Origin of the sequence: Streptomyces sp. CB03234, from assembly GCF_001905885.1 — a bacterium.
Lineage (GTDB): Bacteria > Actinomycetota > Actinomycetes > Streptomycetales > Streptomycetaceae > Streptomyces.
On record NZ_LIYH01000009.1, the window covers coordinates 26,260 to 40,673 of the forward strand.

Annotated in this window: 11 protein-coding genes and 1 pseudogene; 4 read left to right on the forward strand and 8 right to left on the reverse strand. The window is 74.0% G+C overall.

The window, feature by feature from the left end; genetic code table 11:
• Positions 1–63: 63 nt before the first annotated feature.
• The 4 genes and pseudogenes from AMK26_RS32830 to AMK26_RS32845 form a co-directional block, all read right to left on the reverse strand.
• Positions 64–1,254 (reverse strand): thiolase family protein, encoded by a 1,191-nt coding sequence (locus AMK26_RS32830; RefSeq protein WP_073759904.1) that lies wholly within the window; start codon positions 1,252–1,254, stop codon positions 64–66.
• 126 nt (positions 1,255–1,380) lie between these two features.
• On the reverse strand, positions 1,381–1,635 hold the full coding sequence (locus AMK26_RS32835; protein ID WP_073759469.1) for a hypothetical protein: 255 nt from the start codon (positions 1,633–1,635) through the stop codon (positions 1,381–1,383).
• Positions 1,636–1,682: 47 nt separating this feature from the next.
• Positions 1,683–2,720, reverse strand: a complete 1,038-nt coding sequence (locus AMK26_RS32840) for a LacI family DNA-binding transcriptional regulator (RefSeq protein WP_107421099.1) — start codon at positions 2,718–2,720, stop codon at positions 1,683–1,685.
• Positions 2,721–2,852: 132 nt separating this feature from the next.
• Positions 2,853–3,715, reverse strand: a pseudogene (locus AMK26_RS32845) (TIGR02452 family protein).
• Positions 3,716–3,851: 136 nt separating this feature from the next.
• On the opposite strand from AMK26_RS32845, the gene egtA reads away from it, so the two are divergent.
• Genes egtA through egtD form a run of 4 tightly spaced genes read left to right on the forward strand, consistent with a single transcriptional unit; the run spans position 3,852 to position 8,219 of the window.
• Positions 3,852–5,162, forward strand: coding sequence for an ergothioneine biosynthesis glutamate--cysteine ligase EgtA (gene egtA, locus AMK26_RS32850; protein WP_073759473.1), 1,311 nt, complete (start codon positions 3,852–3,854; stop codon positions 5,160–5,162).
• The gene (egtB, locus tag AMK26_RS32855; protein WP_073759475.1) at positions 5,159–6,463 is read left to right on the forward strand and encodes an ergothioneine biosynthesis protein EgtB; all 1,305 of its coding nucleotides are present in this window, start codon (positions 5,159–5,161) and stop codon (positions 6,461–6,463) included. The genes egtA and egtB overlap by 4 nt, the downstream gene beginning before the upstream one ends.
• The gene (egtC, locus tag AMK26_RS32860; protein WP_073759477.1) at positions 6,463–7,257 is read left to right on the forward strand and encodes an ergothioneine biosynthesis protein EgtC; all 795 of its coding nucleotides are present in this window, start codon (positions 6,463–6,465) and stop codon (positions 7,255–7,257) included. Before egtB ends, egtC begins: the two co-directional genes overlap by 1 nt.
• Positions 7,254–8,219 (forward strand): L-histidine N(alpha)-methyltransferase, encoded by a 966-nt coding sequence (egtD, locus tag AMK26_RS32865; RefSeq protein WP_073759479.1) that lies wholly within the window; start codon positions 7,254–7,256, stop codon positions 8,217–8,219. The genes egtC and egtD overlap by 4 nt, the downstream gene beginning before the upstream one ends.
• Here egtD and AMK26_RS32870 read toward each other — a convergent pair.
• From AMK26_RS32870 to AMK26_RS32890, 4 genes are all read right to left on the reverse strand, one after another.
• On the reverse strand, positions 8,114–8,968 hold the full coding sequence (locus AMK26_RS32870; RefSeq protein ID WP_073759481.1) for a lysophospholipid acyltransferase family protein: 855 nt from the start codon (positions 8,966–8,968) through the stop codon (positions 8,114–8,116). The two genes, egtD and AMK26_RS32870, sit on opposite strands and share 106 nt — an antisense overlap.
• Positions 8,968–9,744: a GNAT family N-acetyltransferase gene (locus tag AMK26_RS32875; RefSeq protein ID WP_073759483.1), complete on the reverse strand. Its 777-nt coding sequence runs from the start codon at positions 9,742–9,744 to the stop codon at positions 8,968–8,970. The genes AMK26_RS32870 and AMK26_RS32875 overlap by 1 nt, the downstream gene beginning before the upstream one ends.
• A gap of 676 nt (positions 9,745–10,420) precedes the next feature.
• Positions 10,421–11,692 carry an extracellular solute-binding protein gene (locus AMK26_RS32885; RefSeq protein WP_073759487.1) on the reverse strand — a complete coding sequence of 424 codons (1,272 nt, stop codon included), beginning with the start codon at positions 11,690–11,692 and terminating at the stop codon, positions 10,421–10,423.
• Between the two features lie 148 nt (positions 11,693–11,840).
• On the reverse strand, positions 11,841–14,393 hold the full coding sequence (locus AMK26_RS32890; RefSeq protein ID WP_241838194.1) for an AMP-binding protein: 2,553 nt from the start codon (positions 14,391–14,393) through the stop codon (positions 11,841–11,843).
• Positions 14,394–14,414: the final 21 nt, after the last annotated feature.

Here is a 14,414-nt window from a genome sequence, read left to right on the forward strand (position 1 = left end):
TTCGGGCGGCGCAAGTCCCTTCACGCGGCACAGGCGGCGGCGCCCCGGCTCGGGGCGCCGCGCTCAGCGCTCCAGTACCAGCGCCAGGCCCTGGCCCACGCCGATGCACAGCGCCGCGAGGCCCGTTCCTGAGCCCGCGGCCGCCAGCTGGTGGGCCACGGAACCGGCCAGGCGGGCGCCCGAGGCACCCAGCGGGTGGCCGATGGCGATGGCGCCGCCGCGCGGGTTGACCACCGCCGGGTCCAGCTCGGGCCACTCGGCGAGGCAGCCCAGCGACTGGGCGGCGAACGCCTCGTTCAGTTCGAAGGTGGTGAGGTCGGCGAAGGTGCGGCCCGCCTTGGCGAGGGCGCGCTGGACGGCCTCCACCGGTCCGAGGCCGAACAGCTGCGGCTCGATGCCGGTGACGGCGGAGGCGCGGACACGGGCGAGCGGCTCGCGCCCGCAGGCCTTCAGGCCCTCCTCGTCGACCAGCAGCAGCGCGGCGGCACCGTCGTTGAGCGGCGAGGCGTTGCCGGCCGTCACGGTGCCGGTGCCGTCGGTACGGAAGGACGGCTTCAGCTTGGCCAGCGCCTCCATGGACGTGTTCTCACGGATGCACTCGTCGCGCGTGAGGTCCACTCCCCCGTACGGCACGACCTCACCGTCGTACAGTCCCGCCGCCCAGGCGGCGGCGGCCTTCTGATGGCTCGTCAGGGCGAAGGCGTCCTGCTGCTCGCGGGTGATCGTGTGCTTGTCGGCGATCAGTTCGGCACCCTCGCCGAGGGAGACGGTCCACTCGGCGGGCATCTTCGGGTTGGTCATGCGCCAGCCGAGGGTGGTCGAGTGGAGCTGCTGGTGGCCGGCGGGGAAGGCCCGCTCGGGCTTCTGGAGCACCCAGGGCGCCCGCGACATCGACTCGACGCCACCCGCGAGGACGACCGACGCGTCGCCGACGGCGATGGCCCGCGCGGCCTGGATGACGGCTTCCAGCCCTGAGCCGCACAGGCGGTTGACGGTGACACCGGGTACGGAGACGGGGAGTCCGGCGAGCAGGACGGCCATGCGGGCCACGTCGCGGTTGTCCTCGCCGGCCCCGTTGGCGTCGCCGAAGTACACGTCGTCGAGGCGGGCGGGGTCGAGGGCGGGCGTGCGGTCCATCAGCGCCCTGACGACATGAGCGGCCAGGTCGTCCGGCCGTACGGAGGAGAGGGCACCCCCGAACCTGCCGATCGGCGTGCGGACGGCGTCGACGATGTAGACGTCGCGGATGCTCATCGGGTGCTCTCCCACCATGACCTCGACTGTTCGCCAGGTGAAGTATTCTTCATCTCCTGGCTCGCTCGAGTCTCCGCCCCCGCCCCGCCCCGTGTCAACGGATGCCCGCTCGGGGAGCGGGCGCCGTCACCGGATACGTGCGGACAGGCCGTAGTCGAGCTCCGCGCCGTCCACCAGCAGGGCCTCCACGGTGCGGGTCTCGGGGTCGATGTCGGCCTCCATGCCCTCGCCCACGTAGCGGGGGTAGCCCGACGCGCCCGTCTGGCCGGTGGCCTCCACGACGGCCGAGCGGATCGCGCTCTGCGCGAGGTGCGCCGCGTCGCGCCCCTCCACGTGCTCGGGCACCAGCAGGATCTCGAAGCGCTGCGGATGTGTGCTCATGCAGGCGACGCTAGAGACGTTCCGCGCGCTACGCACCTCAGGTGGACTCAGGTGGATTCGCGGTGGATCGCGCGGGCGCCCATCAGGTCGTGCCCCTCAGGCGTACGGCCGGGATCGGCGACCGCCCGGTCGACCAGCTCGGCCAGGTGCTGGCCGGTCTCCATGTCGATCCGGACCGTGCTCAGCCGGGGCCGCAGCAGCCTGCCGAGCAGCAGGTCGTCGGCGCCCATGACGGCCGTGTCGCCCGGGACGGAGACCCCCGCGTCCTGCAGGGCGCGCATCAGGAGCATCGCGTACTCGTCGTTGTACCCGAAGACGGCGTCCAGGCCCAGGTCGGGCCAGCGGGCGGCGAGGGCCGCGGCCGACTCCTCCGTATAGGCCAGGGACAGCGGTACGACCTCGGCGCCCGTGCGCGCCGCCGCGCGGCGCACCCCGTCGAGGCGGGGCCCGGAGAACAGTTCCAGGCCGGTCTCCTCGGGTACGACCACACCGATGCGCCGGTAGCCGCGCTCCAGCAGGTGGGCGCCCGCGCAGGCGCCCACCCGGCTCTGGTCCATGGCCAGGGCGTGGGCGCCCTCGACGGGCCGTGGACCGAGCGTGATGACCGCCCTGGCGCCGGACCGCTTGAGGACCTCGACGCCCTGCGGGGTGAGCGCCACCTCGCCGAGCGACACGACGGCGACGGGACGCAGCTCCGCCCAGGCACGGGCCGCCTCGTCGCCGTCCAGGCCCATGCTGCCGTACTGCACGACCGTGTAGTCGAGGCGGCGCAGCGCCCACTGCAGCTCGTTGAGGAAGTGACCGTAGAGCGGGCCGACGGGGATGTGCGCGGTGGGCAGCAGCACGATCCGGGTGTGGCCGGCGCGCAGGCTCCGGGCGGCGGCGTGCGGGACGTAACCCAGTTCCTCGGCGGCCTGCCGGACGCGGAGGCGGGTCGGTTCGCTGATCCGTACGGCCGAGGTGTTGTTGAGCACGTACGAGACGGTGGCCCGGGAGACACCGGCCAGCCGCGCGACATCGGCGCTGGTCGGCACCGGGCGTGGGGCCGGAGGCCCGGCGGACGGCCGGGGAGGTGTCTGGGTCATCGCTCTCGGCATCTTTCCAGACCGGCCCCCGCGCGGGTCCGGCGGATGGCCGGAAAGGGGTGTCGCCCGGTCCTCCACCTCTTACCGCGCGGCCACGGTGGCGGCGTCGGAGCGGTGGACCGGCCGCCCCGGTCACGCCGTCGTGACCGCCGCGAAGGTGTCGCGGAACGCGCCGAGGGTCGTCGCCCCGCGCGTACGGTCCAGGACCGCGAAGACGACCTCCTCGAAGTGCCGGGCGAACCGGCCCTCCCCGGTCAGCAGTGTCCGGAACGCGGCCGCCACCTGTCCGGGGTCGTTGCGGAAGACCCCGCAGCCCCACGCGCCCAGCACCAGGCGCCGGTAGCCGCACGCCGCCGCCGTTTCCAGCACGCGTTCCGCGCGCGAGGCGAGCGCGGCCGGGATGCGTCCGGCGTCCTCGGGCGTACGGCTGGTGATCACCCCGGCGTTGGGTGCGGGTGAGGTGAGGAATCCCACCTGGTACGGGGAGTTGAGCAGCCGTCCCCGGTCGTCGCGGAAGACCGGCACGCCGGCTGGGGGTACCTGCCATGCCGAAGGCTATGGGGGAGGATGACCCGGTCGGTGTAGAAGGGGCTGCGTTCGGCGCGGTGGTGGTCGTAGAACTCCGGGACGCGCAGGAGCGTGGCGTACAGCGCCGAGGCGCGGCACAGGTCCTCCTCCTGCGCCTGTGCGCCGTTCAGGTAGCCGCCGCCGGGGTTGCGGGCGGAGGAGAAGTTGAGGACGGCGACGGGCCCGGGGCCCGCCTCGGTGAGCCGCCTCGCCGCCTCCAGGCTGGACTCGGCCGTGACCTCGAAGCAGGTGGTCCGGTCGGTGTCCGGGGTCACCGGGACCGGCCCCGGGCCGTACATCGCGGTCCCTTCCAGGGAGGCGGTGACCTCGGGGCCTATGGAGACCGGCCGGCCGTCGGGGGCCTGGTACCGGCCCACGGCGACGATCTCCTCGGTGTCCTTCGCGATCCCTCGCAGACGTGCACTCATACCCGGCATGGTCGACAATCATTCAAGCGTGCGGCAACCGGATTTCCGTCCCTGAGGGCACTCTTGTGCGATCACGGACCGGTGGCTTAGGTGGGACGGAACGCCTTTGGACAGGCTTTCGACAGGAGGAGCCCGTATGCCACTGAGCGACATGCCGGACAGCGGCGGTCCGCTCGCCGAGGACGAGGCCGAGGACCTGCTGCGCTGCATCTGTTTCAAGACCGGCCCCCCGCGCACGGTCGGGGTCGAACTGGAGTGGTTCGTCCATGACCTGCACATCCCGCAACTCCCCGTCACCCCCGACCGGCTCCGTACCGCATTCGACGGATTGCGGAGCCTGCCGCTGACGTCGGCACTCACCTTCGAACCCGGCGGGCAGCTGGAGCTCAGCTCGCCGCCCGCCGCGTCCCTCATGGAATGCGTCACCACCGTCTCGGCCGATCTGGCGGCCGTACGGACCGCGTTGGGCGCCCTGGGTCTCACCCTCACCGGCGCGGGTACCGATCCCTGGTACCCGCCTCGCGACCGGCTGCTCTCCGCACCGCGCTACGACGCGATGGAGAGGTACCTGGACCGTACGGGTCCGGCCGGGCGCGCCATGATGCGTGACTCCGCCTCCGTCCAGGTCTGCCTCGACGCCGGGCACGAGGAGCCCGGACCGCTGGGCTTCGAGCGGCGCTGGCGGCTGGCCCACCTGCTGGGCCCCGTCCTGGTCGCCGCGTTCGCCAACTCCCCCACCCTGCACGGCAAACCGTCCGGTCTGCGGTCCACCCGGCAGGGGCTGTGGGCGGACCTGGACCCGGTACGGGGCGTGGCGCCGGACATCGGGCGGGAGCCGCGCGCCGCGTGGGCGGCGCATGTGCTGGACGCGCCGGTGATGTGCGTCCGGGGCGGGGACGGACCATGGGCGGTGCCCGAGGCGCTGACCTTACGGGAGTGGCTGCGGTACGGGGAGCCGAGGCCCGCCACCCGGGCGGATCTCGACTACCACCTGACCACGCTGTTCCCGCCCGTCCGGCCGCGCGGGCACCTGGAGCTGCGCATGATCGACGCCCAGCCGGGCGAGGACGGCTGGATCGTGCCGCTGGCCGTCACGGCGGCGCTGTTCGACGACCCGGAGGCGGCCGAGGCCGCGTACCGCGTGGTCGGGCCCCTGGCGGCATCGGCCACCTCTGCCGCGCCACCACGCGACGCGCTGTGGCGCGGCGCATCGCGCGACGGTCTGACCGCGCCCGCGCTGCACGAGGCCGCCGTCGCCTGTTTCGCGCTCGCGCTGGAGGCGCTGCCCCGGAGGGGCGCCACCACCGCCGTCCTGGACGCGGTCGCCGCGTTCCACGAGCGCCATGTCGTACGGGGCCGGTGCCCCGCCGACGACCAGTTCACCCCCGAGACCGTGACCGAGACCGCGACCGGAACCGGGACACCCGGGAAGGACAGCCGTACATGACGGACCCCGAGAAGCTCAGGCGGCAGGCGCTGGACGCGCTGACCACCGCCCGGGCCCGCACCGCCCTGCTCACGAGCTGTGTCGACGACGGTGAACTGACCGCCCAGCACTCGCCGTTGATGTCCCCGCTGGTGTGGGACCTGGCCCACATCTCCAACCAGGAGGAGCAGTGGCTCTGGCGCGCCGTGGCGGGGCGTGAGGCGCTGCGCCCCGAGATCGACTCGGTCTACGACGCGTTCGAGCACCCCCGGGCCACCCGGCCCACGCTGCCGCTGCTGGCGCCCGCCGAGGCGCGTGCGTACGCCTCCGACGTACGCGACCGGGTCCTCGACGTGCTGGAGCGCACCCCGCTGGAGGGCGGCCGGCCGCTGGTCGACGCGGCGTTCGCCTTCGGGATGGTCGCCCAGCACGAGCAGCAGCACGACGAGACGATGCTGATCACGCATCAGCTGCGGCGCGGTCCCGCCGCGCTGGACGCCCCGGAGCCGCCGCCGGGACCGGGCACGGCGGGTCTGCCCGCAGAAGTGCGGGTGCCGGGCGGGCCGTTCACCATGGGCACCTCGGCCGAGCCCTGGGCGCTGGACAACGAAAGGCCGGCGCACGCGCGCGTGGTGCCGGAATTCTTCATCGACACGGTGCCCGTCACCAACGGCGCGTACATGGCCTTCATCGCCGACGGCGGCTACCGCGACGAGCGCTGGTGGGCGCCGGAGGGCTGGGCGCAGATCCGGGAGCACGGCATCGGAGCGCCGCTGTTCTGGCGCCGGGAGGGCGGGCAGTGGCTGCGGCGCCGGTTCGGTGTGGTGGAGCCGGTGCCGGAGCAGGAGCCGGTGCTGCACGTCAGCTGGTACGAGGCCGATGCCTACGCCCGCTGGGCGGGGCGCCGGCTGCCGACCGAGGAGGAGTGGGAGAAGGCCGCCCGCCACGACCCGGTCTCCGGCCGCTCGCTGCGCTACCCGTGGGGCGACGACGACCCGACGCCCGAGCACGCCAATCTGGGCCAGCGCCATCTGCGTCCGGCGGCCACCGGAAGCTACCCGGCCGGGCAGTCCCCGTTCGGCGTGCGGCAGTTGATCGGCGACGTGTGGGAGTGGACGTCGAGCGACTTCCTCCCGTACCCCGGTTTCGTCGCGTTCCCGTACAAGGAGTACTCGGAGGTGTTCTTCGGACCGGCGCACAAGGTGCTGCGCGGCGGTTCGTTCGCCGTCGACCCGGTGGCGTGCCGGGGGACGTTCCGCAACTGGGACCTGCCGGTGCGGCGGCAGATCTTCTCCGGGTTCCGCACCGCGAGGGACGCCTGATGTGCCGCCATATCGCCTACGTGGGCCCGGCGGTGCCACTCGGTGAGGTGCTGGTGGAGCCGCCACACGCCCTGTACCGGCAGTCCTGGGAGCCGAGGCGTCAGCGGTACGGGACGGTGAACGCGGACGGCTTCGGCGTCGGCTGGTACGCGGACGGGGCCGGAGTCGGGGACAGGCACGGGGACGGGGAGCGCGATCCCGTACCGGCCCGTTACCGGCGCGCCGGGCCCATCTGGGCCGATCTGTCGTTCGCCGACCTGGCCCGGGTGGTGCGCACCGGGGCCCTGCTGGCCGCCGTCCGGGACGCCACGCTGTCCGGTGCCGACGCGGAGGCGGCCGCCGCGCCGTACGCCGCCGGGCCGTGGCTGTTCAGCCACAACGGCGCGGTCAAGGGCTGGCCCGGCTCGCTGGGGCGGCTGGCGGCGCGGCTGCCCGCCGAGGAGGTGCTGTCGCTGGAGGCCCGAAACGACTCGGCCCTCGTCTGGGCGCTGGTCCTGCACCGCCTGCGGGACGGCGACGAGCCGGCGCAGGCGCTGGCCGAGGCGGTGTACGAGGTCGCCGACGCGGCTCCGGGTTCGCGGCTGAACCTGCTTCTCACCGATGGCGAGACCATCTGCGCGACCGCCTGGGGCGACACCCTGTGGTACCTGGCCGAGCCCGCCCGGCACCGCACGGTCGTGGCCTCGGAGCCGTACGACGACGATCCGGGCTGGCGAGAGGTCCCCGACCGCACGGTCCTCGCCGCGACCCGTTCCGATGTTCTTCTGACCCCGCTCAAGGAGCCCGCCGCGTGAGCCCGTTCCTGCTGACCCGCACCCTGCCCGAGGACGCCACCGGCGCCGATCTGCGCGCCGACGTCCTGCACGGCCTGACCCGTACGCCGAAGGACCTGCCGCCGAAGTGGTTCTACGACGCACGGGGCAGCGAACTGTTCGAGGAGATCACCCGGCTGCCCGAGTACTACCCGACCCGGGCGGAGCGGGAGATCCTGGTCGCCCGGGCGGCGGAGATCGCCCGGGTCACGCGGGCCCGCACCCTGGTGGAGCTGGGCTCGGGCTCGTCGGAGAAGACCCGTCATCTGATCGACGCGCTGCTGCCGGGGCTGGAGAGCTATGTTCCGGTGGACGTCAGCGAGAGCGCGCTGCGCGGTGCGGCGGAGGCGCTGACCGGCGAGCACCCCGGGCTGCAGGTCCACGCGCTGATCGCCGACTTCACCCGGGGCCTGGCCCTGCCGGGCACGCCGGGGCCCCGGCTGGTCGCCTTCCTGGGCGGCACGATCGGCAATCTGCTGCCCGAGCAGCGGAAGCTGTTCCTGCGGTCCGTGCGGTCGCTGCTCTCGCCCGGCGACGCGCTGCTGCTGGGCACGGACCTGGTGAAGGACGAGGAGACGCTGGTCGCGGCGTACGACGACGCGGCGGGCGTGACGGCCGAGTTCAACAAGAACGTGCTGGCCGTGCTGGCGCGCGAGCTGGGCGCGGACGCCGATCCGGCCGACTTCGACCATGTCGCGGTGTGGGACCGGGACAGGGAGTGGATCGAGATGCGGCTGCGGGCCCGCCAGGCGCTGACCGTGAAGATCCCGGAGCTGGACCTGGCGGTCACCTTCGAGGCCGGGGAGGAGATGCGTACGGAGGTGTCGGCGAAGTTCCGTCAGGAGGGGGTGCGCAGCGAACTGGCGCGGTCCGGGATGGAGTTGGCGCACTGGTGGACGGATGAGGAGGGGCGGTTCGCGCTGTCGCTGGCGACGGCGGTCTGAGCGGCCCGGGCCAGTGCGCGGCGGTCCGTGTGGCGGTCGGCGGGGATCGGGGGCAGGAGCCGGATCTCCGCGGTCAGCCCACGGGCCGTCGCGACCCGCCACAGCGACGCGGTGAGCGGGTCGTCGCCGACGAAGGCCGCCGGGCCGGTCGGGCGGTAGGTGATGCGTACGGGCCGGACGGCGGCGCCCGCGTCGAGCGCGGCCTGGAAGGCGGCGGGCCGGAACCGGCCGTGGGCCCGGCCGCACCAGGTGGAGCCCTCGGGGAAGACGACCACGCGGGAGCCGCCGCGCAGGGCCTCCGCGATGTGCCGGACCGTGCCGGGCAGGGAGCGCAGCCGGTCGCGTTCGAGGAACAGGGTGCCGCCACGGGCGGCGAGCGGGCCGAGCAGCGGCCAGTGCCGTACCTCGCTCTTGGCGAGCATCCGGCCCGGCAGGACGGCGGCGACGAGCGGTATGTCGAGCCAGGAGACGTGGTTGGCGACCACGAGCTGCGGCCCCTTCCCCGGTACGCCGCCGGTGATGCGTACGCGTACGCCGAAGGCCCGGAGCACCGTCCGGCACCAGAGCCGGGTGGCCCGCTCGCGGGCGGCGCGGCCGAGGGGCGCGGTGAGGGGCGCGAGGAGCACGCCGGCGAGCACGGCCAGGACGCCGGCCGTCAGCCGCGCGACGGCCCTGGCGCCGGTGGCCTTTCGCGTCGTACGGGCACAGTGGCGGGGCGTGCAGGGCGCGCTGGGCAGCCAGGCGCTCATCACGCGGGGGCGAGGGAGAGGAAGTGCCGCAGGTAGCGGGGGTTGGTGCGGCGCAGCGACAGCAGGACGTACAGGTCGGCGACGCCGAAGTCGGCGTCGTGGGCGGGCGCCCCGCAGACCCAGGCACCCAGGCGCAGGTAGCCGCGCAGCAGGGGCGGGAGCTCGGTGCGGCCGGCGGGCCGGGCGACGCCCTCGGCGGACCAGAGCTTGTGCGGGGTGACCCAGTACTCCTCGGGGGCCAGGTGCTTGGCCTTGACCGTGTCCCAGGTGGCGGCGGCGAGGGCGCCGCCGTCGGCGAGCGGGAGGGAGCAGCAGCCGGCCAGCCAGGTGTGGCCGGTGCGGGTCATGTAGCGGGCGATGCCGGCCCAGATGAGGGAGATCACGGCGCCGTTGCGGTGGGCGGGGTGGACGCAGGAGCGGCCGACCTCGACGAGGTCGTCGCGGACTGGGGCGAGGCGGCTGAGGTCGAACTCGCCCTCGGAGTACAGCCGGCCGACGATACGGGCGCGCTCGGGCGGGAGCAGCCGGTAGGTGCCGACGACGTCGCCGGTGGCCTCCTCGCGTACGAGGAGGTGGTCGCAGTACGCGTCGAACTCGTCGCCGTCCAGGCCCGGTTCCGGCCCGTCGAGGCGCGCCCCCAGTTCGCCCGCGAACACCTGGTGGCGCAGCCGCTGGGCGGCGCGTACCTCCTCCTGGTCCTGGGCGAGCGAGACGACGTAGCGGGGCTGCGGCGCGGCGGGCGGGGCGGGTGCGAGGGTGGCGGGGGATGCGGGCATGGCGGTCTCCTGTGCCGGAGGGAAGGGCCCGGACCTCGGCTGCGGCGGCCCGGCTCCTTACTTCTTCCGTGGCCGGCTGGATTCGACATGACCGCGCGGCGGAGCGCGGATGTGCGACGGCTGAATGCCCGGTACGCGGCCCGGTCCGGGGCCCCGCGCCGCCGGGCCGGCGCCCTCACAGGTACGTCGTACACCACCGCCCGTGCGCGCCCCGGGCCGGCGCCCTCACAGGTACGTCGTACACCACCGCCCGTGCGCGCCCCGGGGCGGCGCCCTCACAGGTACGTCGTACACCACCGCCCGTGCGCGCCCCGGGGCGGCGCCCTCACCAGTACGCCGTACACCGCCGCGCCCCTCGGCACGGGCGCACCCACCGCGCCGGGGCGCGCCAAGTCGGTGACACGGACGGCCACCGCCAGGCCGTTCCCCCGGCGCGGCGAGCGCCGCCGGGCGGGGCCGGTCCGGGTCACGCCGGCGCCGCCCCCGGCACGGCACATCCGCCGGGCCGGACGCTGAACCGACATCGCGGACAGCCGCCGCCCGGGCCGCTCCCCCCGCGGGGCGAGCGCCACAAGGCCGTCGAGGTACCGCCGGGGCGACGGCGCCAGGGCCGGGGCGGGGCGCACGCACCGCGCAGGGGCGCCGCTCAGGGGCGGGGGCCCCGGCGGAGGGCGGGTCAGCGGTCGCCGGACAGGGTGGCGGTGATCTTCGCCGAGGCGGTCTTCGCGGCACGTTGGGGGGACTCGCCCTCCAGGACCGCCGTCATGTACGGCTTGATGGGGTTGGCCGCTTCGACGGCCGCCCATTCCGGCGAGTTGGGGGTCGCCCGGCCGCGCGCGGCGCCCGCGGCCATCGCCGCGGTGGCTTCCCGGCCTTCGACGGCGGAGGCCAGGGACGACTTGTTGGGGACGTAGTTCATGGTGCGGGCGAGGTCGGTCTGCCACTGCTCGCCGGCCAGGGCCGTGACGACCGATATGGCGGCGTGCCGGTCGCGCGAGTTCAGCGGGACGATCAGGTCGGAGCCGCCGGTGAAGACCGCGCACGGCTTGTCGGCCGTTCTGCCGGGGATCGGGAAGAAGCCGAGCTTGCCCTTGAGGGCCGGGTTCCGTTCCTCGATGGCGGCCGCGGCGTTCGGCGGCGCGATGATCTGGGCCACGTCTCCCCTGGCGAAGACCTGGGCCTGCGGCGGGGTCTCCTCGTCCGCGTCCTTGGGGCCCTCGCCGAGTTCCTGGAGCTCCTTGTAGACGTCCATGCCGCGCAGGGCGGCGGGGCTGTCGAGGGCGCCCGTCCACTTCCCGTTCTTCTCGACCGCGAGTTCGCCGCCCTCGTCCCAGATGAACCCGGCGAGGGTGTACCAGTCCTGCCCGGCGAGGTAGATGCCCTGTGTGCCGCCGCCGCTGTCGTTGAGCTTCTCGGTGTCCTCCAGCCACTCCTCGCGGGTCTTGGGCGGCGCTTCGATCCCGGCCCGGTCGAACAGGTCCTTGTTGTAGATGACGACCCGGTTGGCCGCGTACCAGGGGATGCCGTACTGGGCACCGTCGACCCGGCCGGGTTCGGCGAGGCCGGGGAGCCAGTCCTCGTAGCCGAGGTCCCGCACCGATTCGAGCGTCAGGTCGTACAGCAGGTCGGTGTCGGCGTACTGGGCGACCTGCGTGTTGCCGACCTCGATGACGTCGGGCGCGTCGTCGCTCTGCAGCGCGGCGGTGACCTTCTTGCCGATGCCGGTCCACTCCTGGAAGGTGACCTCCAGGTTGATGCCGGGGTGCTCCTTCTCGTACGCCGTGGTGAACCGCTTCAGGAAGTTGTCGGACACGCTGCCCTTCATCAGCCACACGGTCACCGTGCGGGGGCCGCCCGCCTCTTCGCCCGGCAGCAGCCCGCAGCCGGTCAGGGTGGGCGAGGCCAGGGAAACGAGCGCGCAGGCGCAGGCCAGGAAGCGCTTCTTCACGTAGGTCACCTTTTGCGTGTGCAGGGAGAGTTGACCCGGCGTGGGGGGAAGCGAAGCGGGTTCGCCGCGGGCGTGATGGCTGGATTTTGGTATGGACCAACGGGTGGGTCAAGGGGCGGGGGTCAACGGGCGCGGCGCACCCGGCGGCTCACGCCCGCGTGCGCCGGAGCAACGGGGGCAGCACGGGCAGGCCCCGCGCCACGCGGGCCGCCACCGCCGCGTACGCGACCCCCGCGGCCAGTGACGCCAGCAGCGCGAGCCAGCCCGAGAACTGGTCCACGCGCGGGTAGACCTGCCAGTGGACGACGTAGATGTACAGCGAGCTGCCGGCCAGCAGGCCCGCGACCCGGCTGACCGGACCCGGGCTCGGCAGACGCGGCACCCATACGAGCAGGACGAAGCCCGACACGATCAGTGCCTCCCGCGCCGGTTCGCCGGAGAAGAACCCGGGGACGGTGAGCAGGGCGGCCGCGGTGACCAGGAGCCGTTGCCGTACGGTGCTCGCCTTCGCGGCGGCCCAGCCGAGGGCGAACAGCCAGGGCACGACGAACGCCGTCGGCAGGTGGATCCGGTCGCGGAGGCCGAGGACGTCGTACCGGGTGAGGAGCGCCAGCGCGGCGAGGGCCATGGGGAGGCCGAAGGGGTGGCGCCGCTCCAGCCGGTCGACGGCCGGGACGGCGAGCAGCGCGGTGACGGCGAGCAGCAGGAAGACGAGGACCTCGATGAACCAGAAGGGCGCCACATGGCCCTCGCGCGGCGGGAGGAAGCTTTCGAAGAGGAGGAGGGTGGCGAGCCCGTAGTCCTCGGTGAGGAGCAGCATCAGGGCGGTCCAGGCCATGGTGGGTACGACGACGCGTGTGATGCTGCGCCGCACGTGGCGGACGCGTTCGCGGCGCCCGGCGGATGTCAGGTGGAAGCGGGCGAGGTTGAACCCCGCGACGGCGAGCAGCAGGTGGGCGCCGCCCTTGATGTGGAAGACGGGGATGTGCGAGCCGACGACGCAGACGATCGCGAAGGCGCGCAGCGCGATGCTGGTGTCCAGGGTGCGCAGGGCCTTCCCGGCCTTCCCCGGCTCTCTTCCCGGTGCCTGGAGCAGTTCGCGGATCGGGAGGGTGTGCCAGTGGGGCGGGAGGTGGCCGAGGGTCTGTTCGAGGTTCAGGGACATCTCGACGTACGAGAGCGAGTCGCCGCCCAGGCCGGTGAAGGTGCTGTCCTCGGTGACGTCCGGCCGGTCGAGGACCTCGGCGTACAGCCGGCACAGCCGCGCCGCGTCGACGGGCCCCGTCGGCAGCGGGGCGTCGGTGGATATCAGGTCGCGTACGGCCCGGTAGTCGGGCTTTCCGGAGGCCAGCCTAGGGAGTTCGGGGAGGAGGTGGACGTGGACGGAGCGCGGTGGCAGGCCGCACTCCTTCACCACCAGCCGCCGGACGTGCCCGGCGTCGACGCCGCCGCGGACGGCGGCCACCACGAGCCGGTCGTCACCGCCCGCGCAGTAGGCGGTGATGCCCCGGCCGGCGAGCATCGACTCGATGCGTTCCGGGTCGACCCGGAGGCCGAGTATCTTCGCGAACCGGCTGACGCGGCCGACGACTTCGTAGAGGCCGTCGGGGGCGCGGCGCCCGATGTCGCCGGTGCGCAGTTCACCGACGGTGCGGCCGAGGGCGAGGTCGGCGGGGTTCTCGGCGTACCCGAGCATGACGTTGGGCCCCGTGTAGACCAGTTCGCCGGTGCCCGGCTCGGGCCAGTCGGGGTGGGGTTCGAGGCGGAACGACCCGCCGGGTACGGGGACGCCGATCGCCTGCGGACGGCCGGCCGCGCGCTCCGGCGGCAGGTAGGCCATGCGGGCGGTCGCCTCGGTCTGGCCGTACATGACGAACAGGTCCCAGCCGCGGCGGCGTCCGAGGTCGGCGTAGCGGGTGACCCGGTCGGGGTCCAGCCGGCCGCCGGCCTGGGTGAGGTAGCGCAGGTGCGGGAGGTCCATGTCGGCGAAGCCGACCCGGTCGAGCAGTTCGAAGGTGTACGGGACGCCGGCGAACGTCGTGGCGCGCCGGGCGCGCAGGAGGTCCCAGAAGCAGGTGTCGGCCACCGAGAGGTCGGTGAGGACGAGCCCGGCGCCACTCAGCAGGTGGCTGTTGATGACGGACAGGCCGTAGCAGTAGTGCATGGGCAGGGTGGTGGCGGCGCGGTCGTCGGGGCGGATGCCGAGGTAGGTGGCGATGGACTCGGCGTTGGCCTGGACGTTGTCGTGGGAGAGCCGGACGAGCTTGGGCGAGCCCGTGGTGCCGGAGGTGCTCAGGAGGAGCGCGAGGTCCTCGTGGAGGGTGTGTACGGAGCCGGCGCGCCGTTCGTGGAGGGCCCAGCGGCCGTCCCGGTCGGGGGCGGCGACGACGTCGGGGTCGTACGCGTCGGTGAGGGACCGTACCGCTTCGGCGTTGTCCCCGGGGACCAGCAGCACGGGGTGGCCCGCGGCGAGGGCGGCGAGGTAGGTGACGAGGGCGTCGACGGTGTTGGCGCCGGCGAGCAGGACCAGGCGCCGCCCCGGGCCGAGGCGCCGGGCCGCCTGGGCGACCCGGTCGGCGAGAGCGCGGTAGGACACCTCGCCGTCCCGGGTGAGCAGGGCGGGGCGGTCACCGAAGGCCGCCAGGCGGCGCGCGAACGGGACGGCCCTGGTAACCGGGCGCGGGTCGGGGGTGATGAGCACGGGGCGCATCTTAGGCAGGCC